At 55.7% G+C, this 24,013-nt stretch carries 27 protein-coding genes, 1 pseudogene and 1 other annotated feature; of the genes and pseudogenes, 17 read left to right on the plus strand and 11 right to left on the minus strand.

Annotated features, from left to right (window positions below; translation table 11 throughout):
- Nucleotides 1-23: 23 nt before the first annotated feature.
- Nucleotides 24-1,484 carry a cardiolipin synthase gene (gene cls / locus AC1M2H_RS12110; protein WP_480151524.1) on the minus strand — a complete coding sequence of 487 codons (1,461 nt, stop codon included), beginning with the start codon at nucleotides 1,482-1,484 and terminating at the stop codon, nucleotides 24-26.
- A 144-nt stretch (nucleotides 1,485-1,628) separates the two neighbouring features.
- Between cls and AC1M2H_RS12115 the strand changes: the two genes are divergently transcribed.
- Complete coding sequence (locus AC1M2H_RS12115; protein WP_426814466.1) at nucleotides 1,629-1,802, plus strand: YciY family protein; 174 nt, start codon at nucleotides 1,629-1,631, stop codon at nucleotides 1,800-1,802.
- A 51-nt stretch (nucleotides 1,803-1,853) separates the two neighbouring features.
- On the opposite strand, the gene AC1M2H_RS12120 is transcribed toward AC1M2H_RS12115, so the two are convergent.
- The gene (locus AC1M2H_RS12120) at nucleotides 1,854-2,150 is read right to left on the minus strand and encodes a YciI family protein (protein ID WP_480151525.1); all 297 of its coding nucleotides are present in this window, start codon (nucleotides 2,148-2,150) and stop codon (nucleotides 1,854-1,856) included.
- A 211-nt stretch (nucleotides 2,151-2,361) separates the two neighbouring features.
- Here AC1M2H_RS12120 and tonB point away from each other — a divergent pair, with 211 nt between their 5' ends.
- Nucleotides 2,362-3,093, plus strand: a complete 732-nt coding sequence (gene tonB, locus AC1M2H_RS12125; protein ID WP_480151526.1) for a TonB system transport protein TonB — start codon at nucleotides 2,362-2,364, stop codon at nucleotides 3,091-3,093.
- A 19-nt stretch (nucleotides 3,094-3,112) separates the two neighbouring features.
- On the opposite strand, the gene AC1M2H_RS12130 is transcribed toward tonB, so the two are convergent.
- The 3 genes from AC1M2H_RS12130 to pfkB form a co-directional block, all read right to left on the minus strand.
- Nucleotides 3,113-3,985 carry a fructosamine kinase family protein gene (locus AC1M2H_RS12130; RefSeq protein WP_480151527.1) on the minus strand — a complete coding sequence of 291 codons (873 nt, stop codon included), beginning with the start codon at nucleotides 3,983-3,985 and terminating at the stop codon, nucleotides 3,113-3,115.
- A gap of 105 nt (nucleotides 3,986-4,090) precedes the next feature.
- Complete coding sequence (ghoS, locus tag AC1M2H_RS12135) at nucleotides 4,091-4,375, minus strand: type V toxin-antitoxin system endoribonuclease antitoxin GhoS (RefSeq protein ID WP_426814470.1); 285 nt, start codon at nucleotides 4,373-4,375, stop codon at nucleotides 4,091-4,093.
- An 86-nt stretch (nucleotides 4,376-4,461) separates the two neighbouring features.
- Nucleotides 4,462-5,394, minus strand: coding sequence for a 6-phosphofructokinase II (gene pfkB, locus AC1M2H_RS12140; RefSeq protein ID WP_480151528.1), 933 nt, complete (start codon nucleotides 5,392-5,394; stop codon nucleotides 4,462-4,464).
- A gap of 290 nt (nucleotides 5,395-5,684) precedes the next feature.
- Between pfkB and AC1M2H_RS12145 the strand changes: the two genes are divergently transcribed.
- From AC1M2H_RS12145 to ihfA, 10 genes are all read left to right on the plus strand, one after another.
- Nucleotides 5,685-6,443: a DUF481 domain-containing protein gene (locus tag AC1M2H_RS12145; protein WP_045858905.1), complete on the plus strand. Its 759-nt coding sequence runs from the start codon at nucleotides 5,685-5,687 to the stop codon at nucleotides 6,441-6,443.
- Between the two features lie 269 nt (nucleotides 6,444-6,712).
- Complete coding sequence (locus AC1M2H_RS12150) at nucleotides 6,713-6,946, plus strand: hypothetical protein (protein WP_480151529.1); 234 nt, start codon at nucleotides 6,713-6,715, stop codon at nucleotides 6,944-6,946.
- Nucleotides 6,947-7,394: 448 nt separating this feature from the next.
- Entirely contained in the window at nucleotides 7,395-9,323 is a 1,929-nt protein-coding gene (thrS, locus tag AC1M2H_RS12155) for a threonine--tRNA ligase (RefSeq protein ID WP_480151530.1), read from the plus strand.
- A gap of 3 nt (nucleotides 9,324-9,326) precedes the next feature.
- The gene (gene infC, locus AC1M2H_RS12160) at nucleotides 9,327-9,869 is read left to right on the plus strand and encodes a translation initiation factor IF-3 (protein ID WP_043000875.1); all 543 of its coding nucleotides are present in this window, start codon (nucleotides 9,327-9,329) and stop codon (nucleotides 9,867-9,869) included.
- Nucleotides 9,870-9,965: 96 nt separating this feature from the next.
- Nucleotides 9,966-10,163, plus strand: coding sequence for a 50S ribosomal protein L35 (gene rpmI, locus AC1M2H_RS12165; protein ID WP_001124225.1), 198 nt, complete (start codon nucleotides 9,966-9,968; stop codon nucleotides 10,161-10,163).
- Nucleotides 10,164-10,213: 50 nt separating this feature from the next.
- A complete protein-coding gene (gene rplT, locus AC1M2H_RS12170) occupies nucleotides 10,214-10,570 on the plus strand; it encodes a 50S ribosomal protein L20 (RefSeq protein WP_004102963.1) in 357 nt (118 codons plus the stop codon).
- A 118-nt stretch (nucleotides 10,571-10,688) separates the two neighbouring features.
- Nucleotides 10,689-10,814, plus strand: a sequence feature (Phe leader region).
- On the plus strand, nucleotides 10,694-10,738 hold the full coding sequence (gene pheM / locus AC1M2H_RS12175; RefSeq protein WP_001386830.1) for a pheST operon leader peptide PheM: 45 nt from the start codon (nucleotides 10,694-10,696) through the stop codon (nucleotides 10,736-10,738). (Overlaps the previous feature by 45 nt.)
- 170 nt (nucleotides 10,815-10,984) lie before the next feature.
- Complete coding sequence (gene pheS, locus AC1M2H_RS12180) at nucleotides 10,985-11,968, plus strand: phenylalanine--tRNA ligase subunit alpha (protein ID WP_426814474.1); 984 nt, start codon at nucleotides 10,985-10,987, stop codon at nucleotides 11,966-11,968.
- A gap of 15 nt (nucleotides 11,969-11,983) precedes the next feature.
- A complete protein-coding gene (pheT, locus tag AC1M2H_RS12185; protein ID WP_480151531.1) occupies nucleotides 11,984-14,371 on the plus strand; it encodes a phenylalanine--tRNA ligase subunit beta in 2,388 nt (795 codons plus the stop codon).
- 4 nt (nucleotides 14,372-14,375) lie between these two features.
- A complete protein-coding gene (gene ihfA, locus AC1M2H_RS12190) occupies nucleotides 14,376-14,675 on the plus strand; it encodes an integration host factor subunit alpha (RefSeq protein ID WP_004102960.1) in 300 nt (99 codons plus the stop codon).
- A gap of 48 nt (nucleotides 14,676-14,723) precedes the next feature.
- Here ihfA and AC1M2H_RS12195 read toward each other — a convergent pair whose 3' ends face one another.
- Together AC1M2H_RS12195 and AC1M2H_RS12200 are read right to left on the minus strand one after the other, a co-directional pair.
- Nucleotides 14,724-15,083 (minus strand): RidA family protein, encoded by a 360-nt coding sequence (locus AC1M2H_RS12195; RefSeq protein WP_480151921.1) that lies wholly within the window; start codon nucleotides 15,081-15,083, stop codon nucleotides 14,724-14,726.
- A gap of 25 nt (nucleotides 15,084-15,108) precedes the next feature.
- Nucleotides 15,109-15,402, minus strand: a complete 294-nt coding sequence (locus AC1M2H_RS12200) for a hypothetical protein (protein WP_480151532.1) — start codon at nucleotides 15,400-15,402, stop codon at nucleotides 15,109-15,111.
- A gap of 10 nt (nucleotides 15,403-15,412) precedes the next feature.
- Here AC1M2H_RS12200 and btuC point away from each other — a divergent pair, with 10 nt between their 5' ends.
- The gene (gene btuC / locus AC1M2H_RS12205; protein ID WP_480151533.1) at nucleotides 15,413-16,399 is read left to right on the plus strand and encodes a vitamin B12 ABC transporter permease BtuC; all 987 of its coding nucleotides are present in this window, start codon (nucleotides 15,413-15,415) and stop codon (nucleotides 16,397-16,399) included.
- 53 nt (nucleotides 16,400-16,452) lie between these two features.
- Here btuC and AC1M2H_RS12210 read toward each other — a convergent pair.
- Nucleotides 16,453-17,254, minus strand: a pseudogene (locus AC1M2H_RS12210) (MetQ/NlpA family ABC transporter substrate-binding protein).
- A 225-nt stretch (nucleotides 17,255-17,479) separates the two neighbouring features.
- Between AC1M2H_RS12210 and AC1M2H_RS12215 the strand changes: the two are divergent.
- The 4 genes from AC1M2H_RS12215 (at nucleotide 17,480) to selO (ending at nucleotide 21,294) form a co-directional block, all read left to right on the plus strand.
- Nucleotides 17,480-18,031, plus strand: a complete 552-nt coding sequence (locus tag AC1M2H_RS12215; protein WP_480151534.1) for a glutathione peroxidase — start codon at nucleotides 17,480-17,482, stop codon at nucleotides 18,029-18,031.
- On the plus strand, nucleotides 18,031-18,780 hold the full coding sequence (gene btuD / locus AC1M2H_RS12220) for a vitamin B12 ABC transporter ATP-binding protein BtuD (protein WP_480151535.1): 750 nt from the start codon (nucleotides 18,031-18,033) through the stop codon (nucleotides 18,778-18,780). The genes AC1M2H_RS12215 and btuD overlap by 1 nt, the downstream gene beginning before the upstream one ends.
- An 81-nt stretch (nucleotides 18,781-18,861) precedes the next feature.
- On the plus strand, nucleotides 18,862-19,326 hold the full coding sequence (locus AC1M2H_RS12225) for an NlpC/P60 family protein (protein ID WP_480151536.1): 465 nt from the start codon (nucleotides 18,862-18,864) through the stop codon (nucleotides 19,324-19,326).
- A 525-nt stretch (nucleotides 19,327-19,851) separates the two neighbouring features.
- Nucleotides 19,852-21,294 (plus strand): protein adenylyltransferase SelO, encoded by a 1,443-nt coding sequence (selO, locus tag AC1M2H_RS12230; protein ID WP_480151537.1) that lies wholly within the window; start codon nucleotides 19,852-19,854, stop codon nucleotides 21,292-21,294.
- A 54-nt stretch (nucleotides 21,295-21,348) separates the two neighbouring features.
- Here selO and hemP read toward each other — a convergent pair whose 3' ends face one another.
- The 3 genes from hemP to ppsR form a co-directional block, all read right to left on the minus strand.
- A complete protein-coding gene (gene hemP / locus AC1M2H_RS12235) occupies nucleotides 21,349-21,528 on the minus strand; it encodes a hemin uptake protein HemP (RefSeq protein WP_480151538.1) in 180 nt (59 codons plus the stop codon).
- 174 nt (nucleotides 21,529-21,702) lie between these two features.
- Nucleotides 21,703-22,749: a 3-deoxy-7-phosphoheptulonate synthase AroH gene (gene aroH, locus AC1M2H_RS12240; RefSeq protein ID WP_480151539.1), complete on the minus strand. Its 1,047-nt coding sequence runs from the start codon at nucleotides 22,747-22,749 to the stop codon at nucleotides 21,703-21,705.
- Between the two features lie 156 nt (nucleotides 22,750-22,905).
- Nucleotides 22,906-23,739, minus strand: a complete 834-nt coding sequence (ppsR, locus tag AC1M2H_RS12245) for a posphoenolpyruvate synthetase regulatory kinase/phosphorylase PpsR (protein WP_480151540.1) — start codon at nucleotides 23,737-23,739, stop codon at nucleotides 22,906-22,908.
- Between the last annotated feature and the right edge of the window lie 274 nt (nucleotides 23,740-24,013).

Below are 24,013 nucleotides of genomic sequence, written 5' to 3' on the forward strand. Positions count from 1 at the left end.
GTTTAACATCTGATTGGCACGTTTTACAGCAACGGACTGAAGAAGTAAAACAGTCGCTCCGCTATCCGCTGCCAGAGCGGACGTTTTAACCATAAACGGGCGTCAAGCAGGCGTGAACGGGAGATATAATCATCCTGCACCGCCGCCAGATCGCTGCCAAAACCGGCGTCGTCAATAACCAGCGTAATTTCAAAATTGAGCCACAGGCTGCGCATATCGAGATTGACGGTTCCCACCAGGCTCAGCTCGCCGTCGACCAGTACGCTTTTGGTGTGCAGCAGCCCGCCTTCAAACTGATAAATTTTCACCCCGGCTGCCAGCAGCTCGGTGAAGAAGGCCCGGCTGGCCCAGCCGACGAGCAGCGAATCATTCTTGCGCGGCAAAATGATGCTGACGTCAACGCCGCGCTGGGCGGCGGTGCAGATAGCGTGCAGCAAATCGTCGCTGGGCACGAAGTAGGGGGTGGTCATGATCAGATATTCTTTGGCGGAATAGGCGGCGGTCAGCAGCGCCTGGTGAATCAAATCTTCCGGAAAGCCCGGGCCAGAGGCGATGGTGTGGATGGTATGTCCGCTGGCCTCCTCAAACGGCATTATATTGAGGTCCGGCGGCGGCGGCAGGATCCGTTTCCCGGTTTCGATTTCCCAGTCGCAGGAGTAAACGATGCCCATCGCCGTGGCGACCGGGCCCTCCATGCGCGCCATCAGATCGATCCACTGGCCGACGCCGGAATCCTGCTTAAAGAAGCGCGGGTCGACCATATTCATACTGCCGGTGTAGGCAATATAGTTATCAATCATGACCATTTTGCGGTGTTGACGCAGATCCATTCGGCGTAAAAACACGCGCATCAAATTCACCTTCAGCGCTTCGACCACCTCGATGCCGGCATTGCGCATCATTGCCGCCCACGGGCTGCGGAAGAAGGCGACGCTGCCGGCGGAGTCCAGCATTAAGCGGCAGTGTACGCCGCGCCGGGCGGCGGCCATGAGCGACTCTGCGACCTTATCGGCCATCCCGCCAGGCTGCCAGATATAAAACACCATCTCGATATTGTGGCGAGCCAGCTGAATATCGCGAATCAGCGCCTGCATCACGTCGTCAGATTCGGTCAGCAGCTGCAGCTGATTGCCCTTAACGCCGGCGATCCCCTGGCGGCGTTCGCAGAGTTTAAACAGCGATTCGGCAACCGGACTATTTTCGTTGGCAAAGATATGCTTGCAGGCCTTGAGATCGTTGAGCCACTTGGCGGTAGAGGGCCACATTGCCCGCGCCCGTTCGGCCCGGCGCTTGCCGAGATGGAGTTCGCCAAATGAGAGATAGGCAATAATGCCGACCAGAGGAAGAATATAAATAATCAGCAACCACGCCATTGCTGAAGGAACGGCGCGCCGTTTCATCAGTATGCGTAATGTTACACCGGCGATCAGTAACCAGTAACCGAGGATGACTAGCCAGTTCACCACCGTGTAAAAGGTTGTCATAGATGAGAAATCCTTTTGAAAAACTCTATTTGATGAGTTTACGCATCAACATCCATCTGGCAAATAAAAACGCAGCGAAAGCGTTGGTCAGCCGGATTCATAGGCCTATAATGCAGACTGTATTTGACTTGTAGAGTTGCAGCAATGAAGCGTAGTAGAACGGAAGTAGGGCGCTGGCGCATGCTAAGACAGGTGAGCCGCCGTAAATCCCGCTGGCTGGAGGCCCAATCGCGCCGCAATATGCGCATCCTCGCGGTCCGCAAGGAGCTGGTGAAACGACAGCGTCATTCCCTGTTGTTCGTCTTCACTGAGTACTGAAATAAAAGGCACCGCATGCGGTGCCTCTGTGTTTTTGACGGCGGCTGAACCCTAAAATACCTTTTTGTAAGGCTTCACCGCGACGTTCTGGTAAACCCCGGCGGCAATATAAGGGTCGTCGTTCGCCCAGGACTGCGCTGCTTCCAGCGATTCAAACTCGGCAATCACCGTTGAACCGGTGAATCCCGCAGCGCCAGGTTCGTTGCTGTCTACGGCAGGCATTGGTCCGGCGGTCAGCAGACGGCCTTCATCATGTAGCAGCTGTAAACGCGCCAGGTGGGCGGGACGAACCGCCGACCGCTTTTCCAGAGAATCGGCGATGTCTTCAGCGTAGATTACGTAAAGCACGGCAAGGCTCCTTATCAATAATATAGGCGAATCACGTTAAGTGAATCCGGCGTTGACTGCAATGCAAAGATGCTCAGCGGGTTAAAATGCCCGGCGTCGGGCTTTTTTTTAGCGGAAAGGGGGCTAATTTTGATGTCAGCCAACAAGGCTTATTGAATATGATTGCTATTTGCATTTAAAATCGGGGCATCATTTTTCAACTGAAACGACTATGAGCGCAATGACCCTTGATTTACCTCGCCGCTTCCCGTGGCCGACGCTGCTGTCCGTGGCTATCCACGGTGCCGTTGTGGCGGGGTTGCTTTATACCTCGGTACATCAGGTTATTGAACGGCCATCTCCTTCTCAACCGATTGAGATAACCATGGTGGCTCCTGCGGATCTCGAGCCTCCTCAGGCGGCCCCCCCGGTCGTTGAACCGGTTGTCGAGCCAGAGCCAGAGCCTGAAGTAGTGCCAGAGCCGCCGAAGGAAGCGCCGGTTGTTATTCACAAGCCTGAGCCGAAACCCAAGCCGAAGCCAAAACCGAAGCCTGAGAAAAAGATCGAGCAGCCGAAGCGTGAGGTTAAGCCTGCGGAAACGCGTCCGGCCTCGCCGTTTGAAACTACCAACACTGCGCCAGCGCGTACGCCGCCGTCTACCTCCACGGCCACCGCGAAGCCAACGGTTACCGCGCCGAGCGGCCCGCGGGCGCTCAGCCGTAACCAGCCGGGCTATCCGACTCGCGCCCTGGCGCTGCGTATTGAAGGCGTGGTGCGGGTGAAGTTTGACGTCACCCCGGACGGTCGTCTGGACAACGTCGAGATTCTTTCCGCGCAGCCGGCCAATATGTTTGAGCGTGAAGTGAAAAACGCCATGCGTAAGTGGCGCTACGAGCCCGGCAAACCGGGCACCGGCGTGACGATGACCATTAAGTTCCGTCTTAAAGGCGTTGAGATCAACTAACCACCATCAATAAGGCCCCTTACGGGGCCTGTTCTGCGAAGACGTCGTCGAGCGCTTTTTGCGCCGTCACGAGGTGCTGACCGCCGAATAAGATTGCCCGGTTGAATAGCGTATAGAGCTGATAAACAGGCTGACGATCGAGGAACCCGGAGGGCAAGGGCGAGACCGACTGATAGCCGTCGTATATCTGCGCCGGCTGCTCAGGATGCAGCGGCAGCATGGCGAGGTCGCACTCTCTGTCTCCCCAGTAGCAGGCCGGGTCGAAGATATAGGGGCCATTCGGCCCCAGCGCGCAGTTGCCGGACCACAGGTCGCCGTGCAGCAGGGAGGCCTGAGGCTGATGGCTGCTGAGGCGCTGCTGCACGTAGTCAACAATGGTATCGATATCGCCGAAATGGAGCCCTTTTTCTGCCGCCAGCTCAAGCTGCCAGCCGATGCGCTGTTCGGCAAAAAATGTCGACCAGCGGCGCTGCCAGGCATTGGGCTGGGGAGTGGTGGAAAGGTCATTGTCAAAATCGAGCCCAAACTGCGGCTGATCGCTCCACTGATGCAGATGCGCGATTTGCTGACCGAGCAGAAAAGCGTTGTGGGCGTCGAGCGGGCGAGGAGGCAAATACTCCATCACCATAAAGCTGTAATCACGGTCGCTGCCGACGGCAAAAACCTGCGGGACGTGAACGGTTTTACTCCGCGACAGCAGCTCGAGCTGATCCGCCTCGGCGGTAAAGATAGGCAATAGCTCACGTTCGTCGCATTTCACGAAGTAGTCCTTCCCACCGAAGCGCAGGTGCCATGCTGCGTGGATTTCTCCGCCGGGCAGTTCGTTTCGCAGTTCGATTTCAGCTGCTTCAGTGTGCCACTCGCTTAACAAATTGCTGATAGCCTGCCACATGCCGTCTCTCCCCATGTTTTCCACCATTTCATAAGGTTAGCGCATAACCTCGGCGTAAAATTCGAACTGACGCACAACTGACGCTTTCCGCAGCGCCAATCGCACTTATTGAGCTTCCAGCCACTGGGTAAATGTGGTTACCGTGATTTCGGCAGGCCGCCCCAGCGCGGTTTCCGCGAGCCCAGCGCTCAGGGCCTGCACCTCCTGCGCGCTTTGCGGGGAAACCAGGCCAAAGGTGTTGGTTCCCAGCTCGTGAGGTTTTCCCTCGTCGTCGTTCAGGACAAGGGTGAAGCCCGCGCGGGTAAGGTGATTGCTCAGCTCGTTAATCTCGGTAAGCGTCTCTTCGTGAAAACGGATCGTCACGACATGGGTTTGAATTTCGGCGCTCATTTTTCACCCCGTTGTTATCCATGGAATTTTTATCATAGACCATGCTGGTGATTTGGCGACTCCCTCTGCTGAACAGAGGGAAGGGATTAACGGTCGCACAAATAGGCGTAAATTTTATGCGTATTCTCCTGCGAGCAGAGGCGGGTGCCCTGATTGACGGTAGCGGCGCTGCCCGCGGCGACGCCAAAGCGCACCATATCCTCAAGTCCGGCATCTTCGGCAAGACGCAGGGTCATTGCGCCCACCATGCTGTCGCCTGCGCCGACGGTGCTCTGGCTTTTCATCGGCGGCGGGACAACCTGCACGCTGCCGCTGCTATCGACGCCAAGCGCCCCCTGCGGACCAAGGGAAACGACCACCCTTCGGGCTTTACCCGAGCGGATCAGCTCCTGAGCCGCCTGGCGAACATCGTCCGGCTGGCTCAGGTCACGCTGAACGAGCGCGCTCAGCTCTTTTTGGTTAGGTTTGACGAGCTCAATGTTGCCGACTTCAAGCGCGGCCGCAAGCGCCTCTCCCGAGCTATCGATAATGCAGCGCAGCCGGTGCTGCTGCGCGCTTTTTACCAGCTGGGTGAGGTTTTCAATGTCGATCCCCGGCGGCAGGCTGCCGCTGATTACCAGCAGCGAGCCGGGCTCAATCGCCAGCACCTTCTCTTCGAGACGGCGGAACTCCTGCTGGGTTAACGCCGCGCCGGGCATCACGAAGCGATACTGTTCACCGCTGGCATTAACGTGGACGTGCAGATTTTGCCGCGTCCAGTCGCCGGTCTCGACGGTTTCTACGGGAACCCGCTCATCGGCAAGCAGGGCGGTGAGATGTTCTCCGGTGGCGCCGCCGACAGGGAAAATTGCCGTGGCCTGGCCGCCGAGAAAGGTAATGGCGCGAGCGACGTTAATACCGCCGCCACCGGGTTCGAAAACCGGTGCGCTGCAGCGTAGTTTACCTTCCGGATAGATCTGCGGGGTCTGAGTGGCGCTGTCGAGCGAAGGAGCCAGAGTAAGCGTATAAATTTTGGTCATCAAATTTCCTCCATGATACGAGTCAGGCTGTTCTTTTTTTAAGCATGGCACTTCTTATTGCTCAGGGAAAGCGACGGGGGCGGGGATTTGCCGGGAAGAGGCTATTTTCATTATAAAATAAAGATAGTTCTGAGGGCTGTCTTATTCAAAAAATGAAAGAGTAATTGATTGCTATGTTAATCGCGCTTTTTTATAATTTATCGCCTTTCATTGGACCAGCAGCAGCGATCCTCGCGAAAGTTTCCGGGACCATCTGGGTCTCTCTTTTTGTTGTACGGACTCTAAATTAAATGAAGCTTTTGAAGACAGTACCCGCAGCGGCTATGCTGGCGGGGGGGCTATTTGCGTCTGCGTGCGCGATGGCCGATGATTCCGTTTTTACTGTTATGGATGACCCTTCCACTGCCAAAAAACCTTTTGAAGGTGCCGTTAACGCCGGCTATCTGGCGCAGTCCGGAAATACGAAAAGTTCCTCAGCGACCGCGGATTCTACGCTGACCTGGTATGGCAATACGACGGCATGGTCGCTGTGGGGTAACGCCAGTAATACCTCGTCCAACGATCAGCGCTCTTCCGAGAAGTACGCGGTCGGCGGCCGTAGCCGCTATAACCTAACCGACAGCAACTACCTGTTCGGCCAGGCCAGCTGGCTGACTGACCGCTATAACGGCTACCAGCAGCGCGACGTGCTGACCGCCGGTTACGGTCGTCAGATTCTGAACGGGCCGGTGCACAGCCTGCGTTTTGAATTTGGTCCTGGCGTACGCTATGACGAATATACCGATGGCGATAATGAGACCCAGCCGCTGGGCTACGCCTCAGGTACCTGGGCATGGCAGATGACCGATAACACCAAATTCACCCAGGGCGTCTCCGTGTTTGGCGCCGAAGATACTACGGTGAACTCAGAAAGCGCGCTCAACGTCGCTATCAACGCCCACTTTGCGCTGCGCGTTGCCTACAACTTAACGTGGAACTCCCAGCCGCCGTCCTCGGCGCCGGAGCATACCGACCGTCGCACCACGCTGTCGCTCGGATATAAGATGTAATATTCTCAGGCCGGTTATTCCGGCCTGATTGTTTTAAATTTAGCAACAAGCGGCATTATTATTTTTGGTCGTTTGTTTTGCTTTTTATAAAAAGAAAATAACCTCCATAATTTCCTCATAATTGATTATCTTGATAAATATTTAACTTTTCTGACACGAATAGCTAAATATTTGGTCGGACAAGAATGTGATCTGGATCTATACTGTTCATCACCGGCAGAGATACTGTCTTTGCTCGAAATCCTTACGTAAATAAGAGAATCATCACTATGAAAAATAGCAAAATCGCAGCTGCGGCCGTGATGCTGTGCGCGCTCTCGTTCGGCGCCTTAGCCGCTAATCCGGTCCCGCAGCCGGGCGGCAAGGACCATACCCAAGTTGGCATCGCTAAAGCGACCGACGTTGAAGCCGGCTCGAATATTGCCCCGGGCTCGCAGGCATCGGGTCAGACTATGGGCGATGCTTTTAATGTTCATAAGCTCGTTGCCGGTGAATGGTCCTGATATTTCATTCGTCCCGCGGGCTGTCTCTTATATTTTGAAAAATATAAAGCCGGGTAAAGATGTACCGGTTTGATGGGCTTATGTTTGGCTCCGCGTTTTGATTTTGTCCGCTTATCGCTACCGCACGTAAGCAATACGTCGCGGGAGGTTATTTCTGCTCCTATTATCGCAACGAGCCGTGACGCGAAATTTTGCGGCTCTTCTTCCTTATTTTCTCATTTATAGCAGCCATTTAGTGGGTTGTGACTTTTATCACGCACTAATGATGTGTAAACTAAAGCCCGGTGTTATCAGCAGGGCGGCTGCAGGTGAGTACGGCGTGGTCAACCTCGTGCTCATATTTTCGCAGAGTGAAGCGGGAACTCGGTCTGAACTTGTTGATAATTATGATTATATTGTTTTGTATGTGCTCTTTCGTGCGGGGCACCACTGCAAATAAGGACATGAAATGCCTGTAATTACGCTTCCTGATGGCAGCCAACGCCATTTTGACCACGCGGTTAGCCCGCTGGACGTTGCCCTCGACATCGGCCCTGGCCTGGCGAAAGCCACCATCGCTGGCCGTGTGAACGGCGAGCTGGTTGATGCCTGCGATCCCATCGACAGCGATGCAACGCTCTCTATCATCACCGCAAAAGATGAAGACGGCCTGGAGATTATTCGTCACTCCTGCGCGCATCTGTTAGGACATGCGATTAAGCAGCTGTGGCCGCACACCAAAATGGCAATCGGCCCGGTTATCGATAACGGCTTCTATTATGATGTCGATCTCGATCATACGCTGACCCAGGAAGATATCGACGCGCTCGAAAAACGTATGCACGAGCTCGCCGAGAAAAACTACGACGTCATCAAGAAAAAAGTCAGCTGGCACGAAGCGCGTGAAACCTTCGTACAGCGCGGTGAGACCTATAAAGTGTCGATCCTTGATGAAAATATTGCTCATGATGACAAGCCTGGCCTGTATCATCATGAAGAGTACGTCGACATGTGCCGTGGGCCGCACGTGCCGAACATGCGTTTCTGTCATCATTTCAAACTGATGAAAACCGCTGGCGCCTACTGGCGTGGCGATAGCAACAATAAGATGTTGCAGCGTATTTACGGCACCGCGTGGGCGGACAAAAAGGCGCTCAACGCCCATCTGCTGCGCCTGGAAGAAGCATCTAAGCGTGACCACCGTAAGATCGGCAAGCAGCTTGACCTGTATCACATGCAGGAAGAGGCGCCGGGTATGGTCTTCTGGCACAACGACGGCTGGACTATCTTCCGTGAACTGGAAACCTTCGTCCGCTCTAAGCTGAAAGAGTACCAGTATCAGGAAGTCAAAGGTCCGTTCATGATGGACCGCGTGCTGTGGGAAAAAACCGGCCACTGGGACAACTACAAAGATGCGATGTTCACCACCTCTTCTGAGAACCGTGAGTACTGCATCAAGCCGATGAACTGCCCGGGTCACGTGCAGATCTTTAACCAGGGCCTCAAATCCTACCGCGATCTGCCGCTGCGTATGGCGGAGTTCGGTAGCTGTCATCGTAACGAGCCATCGGGCGCGCTGCACGGCCTAATGCGCGTGCGCGGCTTTACTCAGGATGATGCGCATATTTTCTGTACTGAAGAGCAGGTGCGTGATGAAGTTAACGCCTGTATTCGTATGGTCTACGATATGTACAGCACCTTTGGCTTCGAAAAAATCGTCGTCAAGCTCTCAACTCGTCCGGAAAAACGTATCGGAAGCGACGAGGCGTGGGATCGTGCTGAGGCGGATCTGGCCGTCGCGCTGGAAGAAAACAATATCCCATTTGAGTATCAGCTGGGTGAAGGCGCATTCTACGGTCCGAAAATTGAATTTACTTTGTACGACTGCCTCGATCGCGCATGGCAGTGCGGAACGGTACAGCTGGACTTCTCTCTGCCGCAGCGTTTAAGCGCCTCCTATGTAGGCGAAAACAATGAGCGACAGATACCGGTAATGATTCACCGTGCTATCCTTGGTTCTCTGGAGCGCTTTATCGGCATCCTGACCGAAGAGTTCGCCGGCTTCTTCCCAACCTGGCTTGCGCCAGTGCAGGTTGTGGTCATGAATATTACCGATTCTCAGGCCGATTACGTTAACGAATTGACGCGTAAACTACAAAATGCGGGCATTCGTGTAAAAGCGGACTTGAGAAATGAGAAGATTGGCTTTAAAATCCGCGAGCACACTTTACGTCGTGTCCCGTATATGCTGGTCTGTGGCGACAAAGAAGTCGAAGCCGGCAAAGTGGCCGTGCGTACCCGTCGCGGTAAAGACCTCGGCAGCATGGACGTAAATGAAGTGATCGAGAAGCTGCAACAAGAGATTCGCAGCCGCAGTCTTCAACAACTGGAGGAATAAGGTATTAAAGGCGGAAAACGAGTTCAAACGGCACGTCCGAATCGTATCAATGGCGAGATTCGCGCCCAGGAAGTTCGCTTAACAGGTCTGGAAGGTGAACAGCTGGGTATTGTGAGTCTGAGAGAAGCTATCGAAAAGGCTGAAGAAGCTGGAGTAGACTTAGTTGAAATCAGCCCTAACGCCGAGCCGCCAGTTTGTCGTATTATGGACTACGGCAAGTTCCTTTATGAAAAGAGTAAGTCTTCTAAGGAACAGAAGAAAAAGCAAAAAGTTATCCAGGTCAAGGAAATTAAATTCCGCCCTGGTACCGACGATGGCGATTATCAGGTAAAACTCCGCAGCCTGATTCGCTTTCTGGAAGATGGCGATAAGGCCAAAATCACGCTGCGTTTCCGCGGTCGTGAAATGGCCCACCAACAGATTGGTATGGAAGTGCTGACGCGCGTCCGTGACGATCTGAGTGAACTGGCAGTAGTCGAATCCTTCCCAACGAAGATCGAAGGCCGCCAGATGATCATGGTGCTCGCTCCTAAGAAGAAACAGTAAGGCCTTCAAGTAGCAATACCTGTGACGCCTTTGGGCTCCGCAGGCGTTGTTCGCCTACGTTTCGTTTATTAACAATGCGAAGTGGAAGTTATTAAAATGCCAAAAATTAAGACCGTACGCGGTGCTGCTAAGCGCTTCAAAAAAACCGGTAAAGGTGGTTTTAAGCACAAGCACGCTAACCTGCGTCACATTCTGACCAAAAAAGCTACCAAGCGTAAACGTCACCTGCGTCCGAAAGCCATGGTTTCCAAAGGCGATCTGGGCCTGGTAATCGCGTGCCTGCCGTACGCATAAGTCGTTAACCCTTTTAACTTTTTAATTAGAATAGATACAGGAGAGCACATATGGCTCGCGTAAAACGTGGTGTAGTTGCCCGTGCACGTCACAAGAAAATTTTGAAACAAGCTAAAGGCTACTACGGTGCGCGTTCTCGCGTATACCGCGTTGCCTTCCAGGCTGTTATCAAAGCTGGTCAGTACGCTTATCGTGACCGTCGTCAGAAAAAGCGTCAGTTCCGTCAACTGTGGATTGCGCGTATCAACGCAGCAGCACGTCAGAACGGTATTTCTTACAGCAAATTCATCAACGGCCTGAAAAAAGCCTCTGTTGAAATTGACCGTAAGATCCTGGCTGACATCGCAGTATTCGACAAATTAGCGTTCACCGCGCTGGTCGAAAAAGCGAAAGCAGCTCTGGCATAAGCCAGTTGAAAGAGGGAGCTTGTCTCCCTCTTTTTGTTTCAACACTATCAATACATTGACTTTTATTGTCGTAAGCTTTTCAATACGGGTCTTACGTTTCGTGCCAGACAAGGTAATGCAAGCATGAATGCTGCTATTTTCCGCTTCTTTTTTTACTTTAGCACCTGAACTCAGGAGGCTAGCGCGTGAGAAAAGAAACGAAAAAAAGCGCCAGAAAGCCTCCCACCGTGGAGGCTTTTTTCGTATATGAACTGACTCGTTCTATTTCAAGCGGCAGGTGCACGGCCTAACTCGCCTCATCCAGCCGGCGTCATTCATGCCGGATGACGGGATAACCCGTCGCCTGCGACTCGAAATAGTCAGAGCAAAATAATAACCATAACCGGTGTCTGCACCGACATAATGAGGAAAACCATGTCACATCTCGCAGAGCTGGTTGCCAGTGCGAAGGCAGCCATTAATGAGGCATCAGATGTTGCCGCGCTGGACAACGTCCGCGTGGAATACCTGGGTAAGAAAGGGCATCTGACCCTGCAGATGACCACCCTGCGCGAGCTGCCGGCAGAAGAGCGCCCGGCCGCAGGCGCGGTTATCAACGAAGCCAAAGAGCAGGTTCAGCAGGCGCTGAACGCGCGTAAAGCCGATCTGGAAGGCGCGGCGCTGAACGCGCGCCTGGCCGCTGAGACGATTGACGTCTCGCTGCCGGGGCGTCGGATTGAAAACGGCGGCCTGCATCCGGTAACCCGCACCATCGACCGCATCGAGAACTTCTTCGGCGAGCTCGGCTTTACGGTTGCGACCGGTCCGGAGATCGAAGATGACTACCATAACTTCGATGCGCTGAATATTCCGGGCCATCACCCGGCGCGCGCTGACCACGATACCTTCTGGTTCGATGCTACCCGTCTGCTGCGTACTCAGACTTCCGGCGTGCAGATTCGTACTATGGAACACCAGCAGCCGCCGATTCGTATTATCGCCCCTGGCCGCGTTTATCGTAACGATTACGATCAGACCCACACCCCGATGTTCCATCAGATGGAAGGCCTGATTGTTGATAAGAATATTAATTTCACCAACCTGAAAGGGACGCTGCACGACTTCCTGCGCAACTTCTTTGAAGAAGATCTGCAAATTCGTTTCCGTCCGTCCTACTTCCCGTTTACCGAACCCTCTGCAGAAGTTGACGTTATGGGTAAAAACGGCAAGTGGCTGGAAGTGCTCGGCTGCGGCATGGTGCACCCGAACGTCCTGCGCAATGTCGGTATTGATCCGGAAGTCTATTCCGGCTTCGCCTTTGGTATGGGCATGGAGCGTCTGACCATGCTGCGCTACGGCGTCACCGACCTACGCGCGTTCTTCGAAAACGATCTGCGTTTCCTCAAACAGTTTAAATAAGGGCAGGACAGAACAATGAAATTCAGTGAACTGTGGTTACGTGAATGGGTTAATCCGGCGATCGACAGCGAAGCCCTGGCGAATCAGATTACGATGGCCGGCCTCGAAGTCGACGGCGTCGAGCCGGTTGCCGGCAGCTTCAACGGCGTTGTCGTCGGTGAAGTCGTCGAGTGCGGCCAGCACCCAAACGCCGACAAGCTGCGGGTAACCAAAATTAACGTCGGCGGCGAGCGCCTGCTGGACATCGTCTGCGGAGCGCCGAACTGCCGCCAGGGTCTGAAGGTCGCGGTCGCCACTATCGGCGCCGTCCTGCCGGGCGACTTCAAAATTAAAGCGGCGAAGCTGCGCGGCGAGCCTTCCGAAGGGATGCTGTGCTCCTTCTCCGAGCTGGGTATCTCCGACGATCACAGCGGCATTATTGAACTGCCTGCTGATGCTCCGCTGGGTACCGATATCCGTGAATACCTGAAGCTGGACGACAACAGCATCGAAATCAGCGTGACGCCTAACCGCGCCGACTGTTTAGGCATTATCGGCGTCGCTCGCGACGTGGCGGTATTGAATAAAGAGCCGCTGAACGCACCGGAAATTACGCCGGTTGCGGCAACGATTGCCGATACGCTGCCAATCACCGTCGACGCGCCGGACGCGTGTCCGCGCTATCTGGGACGCGTTGTTAAAGGCATCAACGTTAAAGCGCCAACCCCGCTGTGGATGAAAGAGAAGCTGCGCCGCTGCGGCATTCGCTCCATCGACGCGGTAGTGGATGTCACCAACTACGTTCTTCTCGAGCTCGGCCAGCCGATGCACGCCTTTGATCGCGACCGCATCGAAGGCGGCATCGTAGTGCGTATGGCGAAAGAGGGCGAGACGCTGGTTCTGCTGGATGGTTCCGAAGCGAAGCTCGACGTCGACACTCTGGTTATTGCTGACCACCAGAAGGCGCTGGCGATGGGCGGCATCTTTGGCGGCGAGCACTCCGGCGTTAACGACGAAACGCAGAACGTGCTGCTGGAGTGCGCGTTCTTCAGCCCGCTCTCTATTACCGGCCGCGCGCGCCGTCACGGCCTGCACACCGATGCCTCCCACCGCTATGAGCGTGGCGTCGATCCGGCGCTGCAGTATAAAGCGCTGGAACGTGCTACCCGCCTGCTGATCGATATCTGCGGCGGCGAAGCCGGCCCGGTGATCGATGTGACCAACGAGGCGACCCTGCCGAAGGCGGCCACTATTACCCTGCGCCGCAGCAAGCTGGATCGCCTGATTGGCCATCACATTGATGATGCCCAGGTTAGCGATATTCTTAGCCGCCTGGGTTGTGAAGTGACCGCCGGAGAAGGCCAGTGGCAGGCCGTTGCGCCGAGCTGGCGTTTTGATATCGCGATCGAAGAAGACCTGGTTGAAGAAGTTGCCCGCGTCTACGGCTATAACAACATCCCTGACGAGCCGGTCCAGGCGGGCCTGATTATGGGCACCCACCGCGAGGGGAACCTGTCGCTTAAGCGCGTGAAAACCCTGCTCATCGACAAAGGCTACCAGGAAGTTATCACCTATAGCTTCGTTGACCCGAAAGTGCAGCAGCTGATTCACCCGGGCGAAGAGGCGCTGATCCTGCCAAGCCCAATCTCCAGCGAAATGTCGGCGATGCGCCTGTCGCTGCTGACCGGCCTGCTGGGTACCGTGGTGTATAACCAGAATCGTCAGCAGAGCCGCGTGCGCATCTTTGAGAGCGGTTTACGCTTTGTTCCTGATACCCAGGCTCCGCTGGGGATTCGTCAGGACGTGATGCTGGCCGGCGTGATTTGCGGCAATCGCGTTGATGAGCACTGGAACCTGGCAAAAGAGTCCGTCGATTTCTATGATTTAAAAGGCGATCTGGAATCCGTTCTCGACCTGACCGGTAAATTATCCGCCATCGAATTCCGCGCAGAAGCGAACGCCGCAATGCATCCGGGACAGTCGGCAGCGATTTATCTGAAAGGAGAACGCATTGGTTTCATTGGGGTTGTTCATCCTGAACTGGAACGTAAACTGGATCTGAACGGTCGCACTTTGGCGTTTGAGCTGGAGTGGAACAAGCTTGCAGACCGCGTGGTGCCTCAGGCGCGCGAGATTTCTCGTTTCCCGGCTAACCGTCGCGACATCGCGGTTGTCGTCGCTGAAAACGTACCCGCAGCTGATGTTTTGACCGAGTGTAAGAAAGTTGGCGTAAATCAGGTAGTTGGCGTAAACTTATTTGACGTGTACCGCGGTAAAGGCGTTGCAGAAGGCAGCAAGAGTCTTGCAATTAGCCTAATCCTCCAGGATACCAGCCGTACACTCGAAGAAGAGGAGATTGCCGCTACCGTCGCCAAATGTGTAGAGGCATTAAAAGAGCGATTCCAGGCCTCATTGAGGGATTGAACCTATGGCGCTTACAAAAGCTGAAATGTCAGAATATCTGTTTGATAAGCTTGGGCTTAGCAAGCGGGATGCCAAAGAACTGGTAGAGTTGTTTTTCGAAGAGGTTCGTCGTGCTTTGGAAAACGGAGAACAGGTAAAACTCTCCGGGTTCGGCAACTTCGATTTGCGTGATAAAAACCAGCGCCCGGGGCGTAACCCGAAAACGGGGGAAGATATTCCGATTACAGCCCGGCGCGTGGTGACCTTCAGACCCGGCCAGAAACTTAAAAGCCGCGTCGAAAACGCTTCGCCCAGAGACAAATAATCTGAACTAACTAAAAAGGCCGCTTGTGCGGCCTTTTTTATTTTCATTTCAGGAGTGGGCTTTTACAGCGGTGACCATCACTTCAACGAGGATATCCGGGCGCGCCATCTCTGCCTGAACGGCCGCTCGCGCCGGACTGTGACCTTCCGGCAGCCAGGCAATCCAGGCTTCGTTAAAACCGGCAAAATCCCGGGACATATTTTTCAGCCACACCTGCGCAGAAAGAATGTGTTCGTTGTCGCTACCGGCCGCAGCCAGCAGGGCGTCGATTTTCGCGAAGACCTCCCGCGTCTGCTGAATAATATCTTCCTCGCTGCTTTTCGGCGTTTGCCCCGATAAAAAGATCAGGTTGCCATATTCAACGCTGGCGGAAAGACGAGGCTGCGGATTGTTACGGATAATGTTCATGCTGATTTTTTCCATGTCAGGCCATCTAAAGCGATGGCGGGGTTTTCGCTATCGAGCAGGGCGCCGGGTACGACCACGCTGCCGGCGGCGAGGTGAAGCCCTGGCGATAGTCACGGTCGATATACTCTACAACAACCGGGCCATCATTCTGGCTAATATTGTCCTCTTCGCCGTTTTGTTTCAGGTCCTGGTATAACAGCTGAGCTAGCGGGCAGAGCGATTCCGCCCGTTTGCGCCCGCCGATATGCGCCGTACGCCGATGTTTTGCTTTTCTCCCCGCAATACCCACCGTAAAATCAAATACATCTCTTTCTTGCATCCCGGTATCTATGCAGACCTTTGCCCAAATTCAACAGCGCCGCAGCCGGCGCTGGCTCGTTGCTTTACTGCTGCTGCTGCTGGCTATGATGGCCGCCAGCCTCTGCGCGGGCGATCTCTGGATCCCGCCGCAGGAGTGGTTTAGCGCCAAAGGGCAGCTCTTCATCTGGCAAATTCGCCTGCCGCGTACCCTGGCGGTGCTGCTGGTGGGCGCCGCGTTAGCGCTTTCCGGGGCGATAATGCAGGCGTTGTTCGAAAACCCGCTGGCGGAGCCGGGGCTGCTGGGCGTCTCCAACGGCGCGGGCGTCGGGCTCATCGCCGCCGTGCTGCTGGGCAAAGGATTTCTGCCGGGCTGGGCGCTGGGGCTGTGCGCGATTGCCGGGGCGCTGATTATCACCTTTATACTGCTGCGTTTTGCCCGCCGGCACCTGTCGACCAGCCGCCTGCTGCTGGCCGGCGTGGCGCTGGGCATTATCTGCAGCGCGCTGATGACCTGGGCGGTCTATTTCTCCACCTCCTTCGATTTACGTCAGCTGATGTACTGGATGATGGGCGGCTTTGGCGGCGTAGACTGGCAGCAGCTATGGCTGATGCTGGCGCTGCTGCCGGTACTGGCCTGGGGGGTGCTGCAGTACCGGCCGCTGAATATGCTGGCTCTGGGCGAGGTATCCGCCCGCCAGCTGGGCTTACCGCTCTGGCTGTGGCGTAGGCTGCTGGTGGTTGCTACCGGTTGGCTGGTGGGGGTGAGCGTAGCGCTGGCCGGCGCCATCGGCTTTATTGGCCTGGTGATCCCGCATATCCTGCGGCTGTGCGGCTTAAGCGATCACCGCGTTCTGCTGCCGGCCAGTATGCTTGCCGGCGCCAGCGCGCTGTTAGGCGCCGATATTATCGCCCGGATGGCGCTGTCGGCGGCGGAGCTGCCGATCGGCGTGGTCACCGCGACGCTGGGCGCGCCGGTGTTTATCTGGCTGCTGCTGAAGTCCGTACACGCGCGGTAGGCGCCGGACTTAACCGCATCGGCAGGCCCTGCCGATGCGGTTATTACGCGGTATTACCACCCTTTGACGGCATCACCTTTATAAACTTCCTGCGCCTTATCGGCGACCTCTTTGGTCTGGAACGCCTCTTTCAGCTCCTGAACCTTTTTGCTGTCTTTATTATCTTCGCGAGCAACGATGGCGTTCACGTACGGCGAGTCCTGGCCTTCCATAAACAGGCCATCCCGCGCGGCGGACAGACCAACCTGCGCCGAGAAGTTGGTGTTAATAATCGACAGGCTGACGTCAGGATCGTCCAGGGTACGCGGCAGCTGCGGGCTGTCCACTTCGACAATTTTTAAATGTTTAGGATTGTCGATAATATCCAGCGCCGTTGGCAGATAGCCGACGCCATCTTTCAGCTTGATCAGGCCCTGGGCCTGCAGCAGCAGCAGGCTGCGCCCCAGCGTCGTGGTCTCGTTGGAAATAGAGACCGTTGCCCCCATCAGGTAGCTCGCTGATATTTTTTATTTTGCGGGAATAGGCGGCGATAGGGAAAACAAACGTTTTGCCGACGACGGCGAACTTGTAGCCTCTCTCTTTTGACTGCGCTTCGAGGTAGGGCAGCGTCTGGAAGGCGTTAGCGTCAACGTCTTTATTATTTAACGCTTCGTTAGGCAGGACGTAATCATTAAAGGAGATTACCTCGACGTCGAGGTTATATTTGTCCTTCGCAACCTGTTCAACCACTTTCCAGATAGCCTCATCCGGCCCGGTATTGATCGCGACCTTAATCTTATTATTATCGTCAGGGGAACAGGCCGATAACAATACGACCGATGAGGCAATTAGCACCGAACTCAACAGCTTCTTCATCAATAAAACTCTCTTAAATTAATCAGTAACGAAATGCTATTACATCCGTGTAACACTGTACACTGAATTGCGCGACGCCCCTATTGAGAGGAATTCATGTTGCGGCACGAGCACGGTACGGTATGCCCGTCAGAGGATTCAAAGTACAATGGCCGCGCCTCAATCCGCTACAGTAGATAGGGATCACCTGAATCAGAAATCGCTTTTATTCACAGAAGGAAGGCTATGCAACACACTATTCTTGATACCGAAGTTACCACTATCGATGGCCAGAAAACGACGCTCAACGCCTATGCGGGGAAAGCGCTGCTGATCGTCAACGTGGCGTCAAAATGCGGCCTGACGCCGCAATATGAACAGCTGGAAGCGTTGCAGGAGGAGTTTGGCAATGATGGCTTCACGGTGCTGGGGTTCCCATGTAACCAGTTCCTTGGACAAGAGCCGGGCAGCGAGGAGGAGATTAAGACCTTCTGCAGCACCACCTACGGCGTGACCTTCCCGCTGTTCAGTAAAATTGACGTCAACGGCGAACATCGTCATCCGCTATACCAGAAGCTGGTCGTCGCCGCCCCGCAGGCTATAGCGCCGGAAGGCAGCGGTTTTTACGAACGGATGGCAAGCAAAGGCCGCGCGCCGCTGAACGCTAGCGATATTTTATGGAATTTCGAGAAGTTCCTGCTGAGTGCCGATGGTCAAACTGTCCAACGCTTCTCGCCCGATATGGCGCCCAACGATCCGCTGCTGGTTGCGGCGATTAAAGGAGCTTTAGCGAAATAATGCCGTTTTTGATGCAGCTACAGGACGTAGAAGAGCCGGGGCGGCTGGCACCGTTTAGCGCCGAGGTTCGACCGGGAGAAATGGTCCATATCGTCGGGCCAAACGGGGCGGGGAAGAGCACGCTGCTGATGCGCATGGCCGGCCTGACGACGGGGCCCGGGCGCGTCATCCTCAACGAGCGGCCGTTAAACACGTGGCCGGCCTCCGATCTGGCGCGGCACCGTGCGTACCTGAACCAGCACCAGGTGCCGCCCTTCGCGATGCCGGTCTGGCACTACCTGTCGCTGCATCTGCAAAATAACGCGCGGAGCGATCTGCTCGGCGCGGTGGCTGAGAGGCTGGGGCTGCGCGATAAGCTTGGGCGCCAGGTCAATCAGATTTCGGGCGGCGAGTGGCAGCGCGTGCGGCTGGCAGCGGTGATTCTGCAAATAGACCCGCTGGCCAACCCCGCCGGACAGCTGCTGCTGCTCGATGAGCCGATGAATAGCCTCGACGTGGCGCAGCAGGCGGCGCTCGACGGCGTGCTGAGCGAACTGTGCGCGGCGGGGATCTCGGTGGTCATGAGCAGTCACGATCTCAATCACACGCTCCGGCACGCGCAGCGGGCGTGGCTCATCTGCCGGGGAAAAACCATAGCCTGCGGCTATACCTCAGAGGTGTTGACCGAAGAGAATTTAACCGCAGCCTATGCGATTTCTTTTCAGCGGGTGGCGTTTGGCGGTCATTTTATGCTCATCGCGTCACAGTAGCGCGAAGCACGCTTGCCAGTTCATTGATAAACCAGCTAAATTATTCTGACAATAAGATAGGGAACAGAGGAATCGTCTGAGATGCGCTTGTGGTTCGTTCTTGTGACGGCACTATTTCTGGCAGGCTGCAGCAGCCACCGGGCGCCGCCGCCCAATCCCCGGCTTGCGGATTCTATTACCGTCATCGCTAATCTGAACGATCAGCTGCGCAGCTGGCGGGGCGCGCCGTATCGCTACGGCGGGATGACGCCGCGCGGGGTGGACTGTTCCGGTTTTGTGGTAAGAACCTTCCGCGATAAGTTTTCCATGCAGCTGCCGCGTGAAACCCGCGAGCAGGCAGAGATCGGCACCCGCATCGATAAAAGCGAGCTGCTGCCCGGGGATCTGGTGTTTTTCAAGACCGGCTCCGGCGAGAGCGGCCTGCACGTCGGGATCTACGATACCGATAACCAGTTTATTCATGCTTCGACCAGCAATGGCGTCACGCGCTCGTCGCTGAATAACGTGTACTGGAATAAAAAATTCTGGCAGGCGCGAAGAATATAGCGCCGCGCGCGGCTTGCCGGGTTCACGTCGGTCGGCTGTGAGGTGTTCCGTTCACCGGACGCTTTGCAGAACATGCGGCCTCAATGCGAGGTGACCGGGTTAAGGGGAAGATAACCGTCTTCCCCTTAACAATCCCCGCGGTCCCGCACGGATGCGCACTGCGCTCACCTCCCGGCCTGCAGCCTGCGGTCGGCTCAACTCGACCTGCTCGCCCGTTCCGGGCTCGTTCCTGTCTCGATTCGCCTCTTGCCGCCATCCCTGGCGGCCAGCCCTTGTCTTCCGGCCTTCGGTTCGCCGATTTCAGCGGGGAGCCAGAGCCCCGCTGCATGCCTTTTGGCCACCTGACGTTCATCATTGCGGTTTTGTCAGGCGGGAAGTGCCGCGGCGGGTGAGACAAAAATGCCTGTTGGCTCGCTTGGTTAACAAACGCAGGACCTTCTGCGTCCCGCTTTTATGTTGATAACCCTGCCATTCGCCCGTGTTAATACTTTGTTGAAGGCACTACACTGAAGGACGGAGGAACCCATGACCCTGTCTTTTACCACCCACTGGCGTGATGAACTGCCAGATTTCTACACCGCCTTAACGCCGACGCCGCTCAGCAACGCGCGGCTGCTCTGGCACAACGCGCCGCTGGCGCAGACGTTAGGCGTACCTGAGGCGCTATTTCAGCCGTCAACGGGCGCTTGCGTATGGGGCGGCGAAGCGCTGCTGCCCGGCATGTCGCCGCTGGCGCAGGTCTACAGCGGCCATCAGTTCGGCTCCTGGGCCGGGCAGCTGGGCGATGGCCGGGGGATCCTGCTGGGCGAGCAGCAGCTGCCCGACGGCCGGCGGATGGACTGGCACCTGAAGGGCGCCGGACTCACGCCCTATTCGCGAATGGGCGACGGGCGCGCCGTGCTGCGCTCGACGATCCGTGAAGGCCTGGCATCGGAAGCGATGCACGCCCTGGGCATCCCAACCACCCGCGCGCTGGCGATCGTAACCAGCGACACGCCGGTGTATCGTGAAACCGTCGAGCAGGGCGCTATGCTGATGCGTATCGCTGAGAGCCACGTGCGTTTTGGCCACTTCGAGCACTTCTACTACCGTCGGGAGGCGGAAAAGGTACAGCAGCTGGCCGACTACGTGATTCGTCATCACTGGCCTGAGCTTGACGGGCAGGCGGATAAGTACATTCTCTGGTTTCGTGACGTTGTCACCAGAACCGCGACGCTTATCGCCAGCTGGCAAACGGTCGGCTTTGCGCATGGGGTCATGAATACCGATAACATGTCCATTCTCGGGCTGACGATGGACTACGGTCCGTACGGGTTCCTTGATGACTTCAAACCTGATTTCATCTGCAACCATTCGGATTATCAGGGGCGCTATAGCTTTGAGAACCAGCCGGCGGTAGCCCTGTGGAATTTACGGCGCCTGGCGCAGTCGCTGTCGCCGTTCATCAGCGCCGATGCGCTAAACGCGGCCCTGGATGACTACCAGCACGCGCTGCTGAGCACCTACGGCCACCGCATGCGCGACAAGCTCGGCCTGTTCACCCGCCAGCAGGGCGATAACGATCTGCTGGACGGCCTGTTTGCGCTGATGATACGGGAAGGCAGCGATTACACTCGCACCTTCCGGATGTTGAGCGCCAGCGAGCAGCTTAGCGCCGCCTCGCCGCTGCGCGATGAGTTTATCGATCGCGCCGCCTTTGATAGCTGGTTCGCCGGCTACCGGGCGCGCCTGCGCGATGAGCAGATTGATGATGCGCAGCGTCAGCAGCGGATGCGTGCCGTTAACCCGGCGCTGGTGCTGCGTAACTGGCTGGCGCAGCGGGCAATTGAGCAGGCGGAACAGGGGAATGCCGGCGAGCTGGAGCGGCTGCACGCGGCGCTGACCCAGCCGTTTATCGATCGGGAAGATGATTACATTAGCCGTCCGCCGGACTGGGGAAAAGGGCTGGAGGTCAGCTGCTCCAGCTGATACGCCCGTTCAATCGGGCGTCGGGGCTCTCTTCGCATTAAGCGGCGGGGAGAGCTATTTTGTCAGAATCAGCTTGCCGGCATGGGTCTGACGCAGCAGATAGCGCTGGCCGTCATGCTCGATCACCACCCGACCTTCAGAACCCAGCAGCACCCGACTGCAGATTTTACGATCGGTGGCCGAGGGGTAAGGGGCATTGTCTTTTGTTTTTTCAGCTGTGGCAGTGTTATCCATTCGCGTCATAGCACCAAAAATAAAAATAAAAGCAACAATGATAATGATTATCAATAATGTTAATTTTCACGGCAAGTATTTTTTATCAAAGTGCTATATTTGGCAGGCTGGCGGTGGGGATATTCCGCCGCGCGGAGGGAGCATTCCCACCGCCAGCGCGGTGGGAAAAAGGGCCTACAGGCGGGTGGCGGTTGCCGCAGCCAGTTCGGCCAGCAGGCGCTCGCTGTCTTCCCAGCTCAGGCACGGGTCGGTAATCGACTGACCCCAGGTCAGCGGTTGCCCGGCGACCACTTTTTGCGTGCCTTCCCGCAGGAAACTTTCCGCCATGATGCCGGCGATGGCCGTCGAACCGTTGCGGATCTGCTGACAAACGTTCTCGCACACTTCCAACTGACGACGATGCTGCTTCTGGCAGTTGCCGTGGCTGAAATCAATAACCAGCTGCTCCGGGAGATCGAACTCACGCAGCGCATCGCAGGCCGCGCTAATATCCGCGGCATGATAATTTGGTCGTTTGCCGCCGCGCATAATGATATGCCCGTAGGGGTTGCCGCTGGTCTGATAGATAGTCATCTGACCCTGCTTGTCCGGAGAAAGGAACATATGGCTGGCGCGGGAGGCGCGAATCGCATCGACGGCGATGCGCGTGTTGCCGTCGGTTCCGTTTTTGAATCCGACCGGACAGGAGAGCGCAGAGGCCATTTCGCGGTGGATTTGGCTCTCGGTGGTGCGCGCGCCGATGGCGCCCCAGCTGATAAGATCGGCAATAAACTGTCCGGTCACCATATCGAGGAATTCGGTGGCGGTCGGCACGCCCAGCTCGTTGATCTGCACCAGCAGGCGACGCGCCACTTCGATACCGTGGTTGACCCGATAGCTGCCGTTAAGATCGGGGTCGGAGATCAATCCCTTCCAGCCGACAACGGTACGCGGCTTTTCAAAATAGGTGCGCATCACGATTTCCAGCTGCCGCTGGTAGCGCTCGCGCATGGCCTGCAGGCGGTGCGCATACTCCAGCGCGGCCTCAGTATCGTGAATGGAACAGGGACCAATAATCACCAGCAGGCGGCGATCTTCACCGTTAAGGATCTTTTCAATGCGGCGGCGGGAAGCGGAGACGTGTGCCGCGACATCGGCAGATACCGGATGCCGCTGGGCCAGTTCCGCAGGCGTTACCAGGCTTTCAATGCGCGCGGTACGCAGTTCGTCTGTTTTATTCATTGGGGGTCTCAAAAAATCTGTTTCTTCCGCGACGAAACTGCCGGGAAGTGATGCGCATCACGATAAACCAATCCCCGCTTATTGCAAGAGCGGGGGATGATCCTGTATAGGCAACGAGTGGTAGCATAAACAAATTTTTAATGATGTACTAGTCCATTAGTACATTCTTCGATTCAGCCCCATAATATCCATGATTTTGGTAGCGATTTCCTCTACTGAATAATTGGTGCTATTCAGGCAGGGAATTTTATTCTTGCGATATAGGGCCTCCACCTCGGTGACCTCCATGCGGCACTGGCGCAATGAAGCGTAGCGGCTGTTTTCCCGACGCTCCTCGCGGATCGCCGCCAGGCGCTCAGCGTTAATGGTCAGGCCGAACAGCTTGTGCTGTAGCGGTTTGAGCGAGGCGGGCAGGATTAGGTTATCCATATCGTCGGCGATAAACGGATAGTTGGCGGCGCGGATACCGTACTGCATGGCCAGATAGAGGCTGGTCGGCGTTTTGCCGCAGCGCGAGACCCCCAGCAGAATCACCTGCGCCTGATCGAGATTGCGCAGCGAGATGCCGTCGTCGTGGGCCAGGGTGTAATCAATGGCGGCGATACGCGCGTCGTACTTATTGAGGTTACCCGGCGTCAGGCCGTGGGTACGATGAGCGACCGGCGTAGGATCGAGGCGCAGCTCCTGCTGCAGCGGCGCCACCAGCGCCTGCACGATATCCTGACAAAAGCCCTCACTTTGCGTGATAACGTCGCGAATTTCCGGGATCACGATGGAGTAAAAGACCAGCGGACGAATGCCGCTTTGCTCATAGATCGCGTCAATTTGCTCCTTCACCGCCCGCGCCCGGCTGATATTCTCCACGAACGGCAGGGTTACGCTGCTGATAGCGACCGGAAACTGCGACATCACCGCGTGCCCCAGCACTTCGGCGGTAATGGCCGTTCCGTCGGAAATATAAAACACGTGGCGATCTACAGCACTGTCCATTTTGACCATCCGGTATAATGAGTTTAATTACCTGAAAGCAGTTATTAAATTTAAGCATATCCGTTTATGTTTTGTCTCATTTAAAAATGAAACGCTATTTTTATTTTTAATGAAAAGGTGAGTTCATTTTTTCCTGCTGGTTGTTTTTTGTCTCTTATCGCAGTAGATTTGAGAAGAATCATTGAGTTAGCTATATCAGGTGAACTTTCCTAAAAAAGAAAAAATAATTTGCTTGAACGATTCACCGTTTTTTTCAGCCGCATAAATATGTCAG

The sequence above is a fragment of the Klebsiella sp. F11 genome, from assembly GCF_056712265.1.

Coding starts and splice junctions, on each gene's coding strand:
- cls (WP_480151524.1), bottom strand. CDS start 1,484: ATGACAACCTTTTACACGGTGGTGAACTGGCTAGTCATCCTCGGTTAC.
- AC1M2H_RS12115 (WP_426814466.1), top strand. CDS start 1,629: ATGAAGCGTAGTAGAACGGAAGTAGGGCGCTGGCGCATGCTAAGACAG.
- tonB (WP_480151526.1), top strand. CDS start 2,362: ATGAGCGCAATGACCCTTGATTTACCTCGCCGCTTCCCGTGGCCGACG.
- AC1M2H_RS12130 (WP_480151527.1), bottom strand. CDS start 3,985: ATGTGGCAGGCTATCAGCAATTTGTTAAGCGAGTGGCACACTGAAGCA.
- ghoS (WP_426814470.1), bottom strand. CDS start 4,375: ATGAGCGCCGAAATTCAAACCCATGTCGTGACGATCCGTTTTCACGAA.
- pfkB (WP_480151528.1), bottom strand. CDS start 5,394: ATGACCAAAATTTATACGCTTACTCTGGCTCCTTCGCTCGACAGCGCC.
- AC1M2H_RS12145 (WP_045858905.1), top strand. CDS start 5,685: ATGAAGCTTTTGAAGACAGTACCCGCAGCGGCTATGCTGGCGGGGGGG.
- AC1M2H_RS12150 (WP_480151529.1), top strand. CDS start 6,713: ATGAAAAATAGCAAAATCGCAGCTGCGGCCGTGATGCTGTGCGCGCTC.
- thrS (WP_480151530.1), top strand. CDS start 7,395: ATGCCTGTAATTACGCTTCCTGATGGCAGCCAACGCCATTTTGACCAC.
- rpmI (WP_001124225.1), top strand. CDS start 9,966: ATGCCAAAAATTAAGACCGTACGCGGTGCTGCTAAGCGCTTCAAAAAA.
- rplT (WP_004102963.1), top strand. CDS start 10,214: ATGGCTCGCGTAAAACGTGGTGTAGTTGCCCGTGCACGTCACAAGAAA.
- pheS (WP_426814474.1), top strand. CDS start 10,985: ATGTCACATCTCGCAGAGCTGGTTGCCAGTGCGAAGGCAGCCATTAAT.
- pheT (WP_480151531.1), top strand. CDS start 11,984: ATGAAATTCAGTGAACTGTGGTTACGTGAATGGGTTAATCCGGCGATC.
- ihfA (WP_004102960.1), top strand. CDS start 14,376: ATGGCGCTTACAAAAGCTGAAATGTCAGAATATCTGTTTGATAAGCTT.
- AC1M2H_RS12195 (WP_480151921.1), bottom strand. CDS start 15,083: ATGAACATTATCCGTAACAATCCGCAGCCTCGTCTTTCCGCCAGCGTT.
- AC1M2H_RS12200 (WP_480151532.1), bottom strand. CDS start 15,402: ATGCAAGAAAGAGATGTATTTGATTTTACGGTGGGTATTGCGGGGAGA.
- btuC (WP_480151533.1), top strand. CDS start 15,413: ATGCAGACCTTTGCCCAAATTCAACAGCGCCGCAGCCGGCGCTGGCTC.
- AC1M2H_RS12215 (WP_480151534.1), top strand. CDS start 17,480: ATGCAACACACTATTCTTGATACCGAAGTTACCACTATCGATGGCCAG.
- btuD (WP_480151535.1), top strand. CDS start 18,031: ATGCCGTTTTTGATGCAGCTACAGGACGTAGAAGAGCCGGGGCGGCTG.
- AC1M2H_RS12225 (WP_480151536.1), top strand. CDS start 18,862: ATGCGCTTGTGGTTCGTTCTTGTGACGGCACTATTTCTGGCAGGCTGC.
- selO (WP_480151537.1), top strand. CDS start 19,852: ATGACCCTGTCTTTTACCACCCACTGGCGTGATGAACTGCCAGATTTC.
- hemP (WP_480151538.1), bottom strand. CDS start 21,528: ATGGATAACACTGCCACAGCTGAAAAAACAAAAGACAATGCCCCTTAC.
- aroH (WP_480151539.1), bottom strand. CDS start 22,749: ATGAATAAAACAGACGAACTGCGTACCGCGCGCATTGAAAGCCTGGTA.
- ppsR (WP_480151540.1), bottom strand. CDS start 23,739: ATGGACAGTGCTGTAGATCGCCACGTGTTTTATATTTCCGACGGAACG.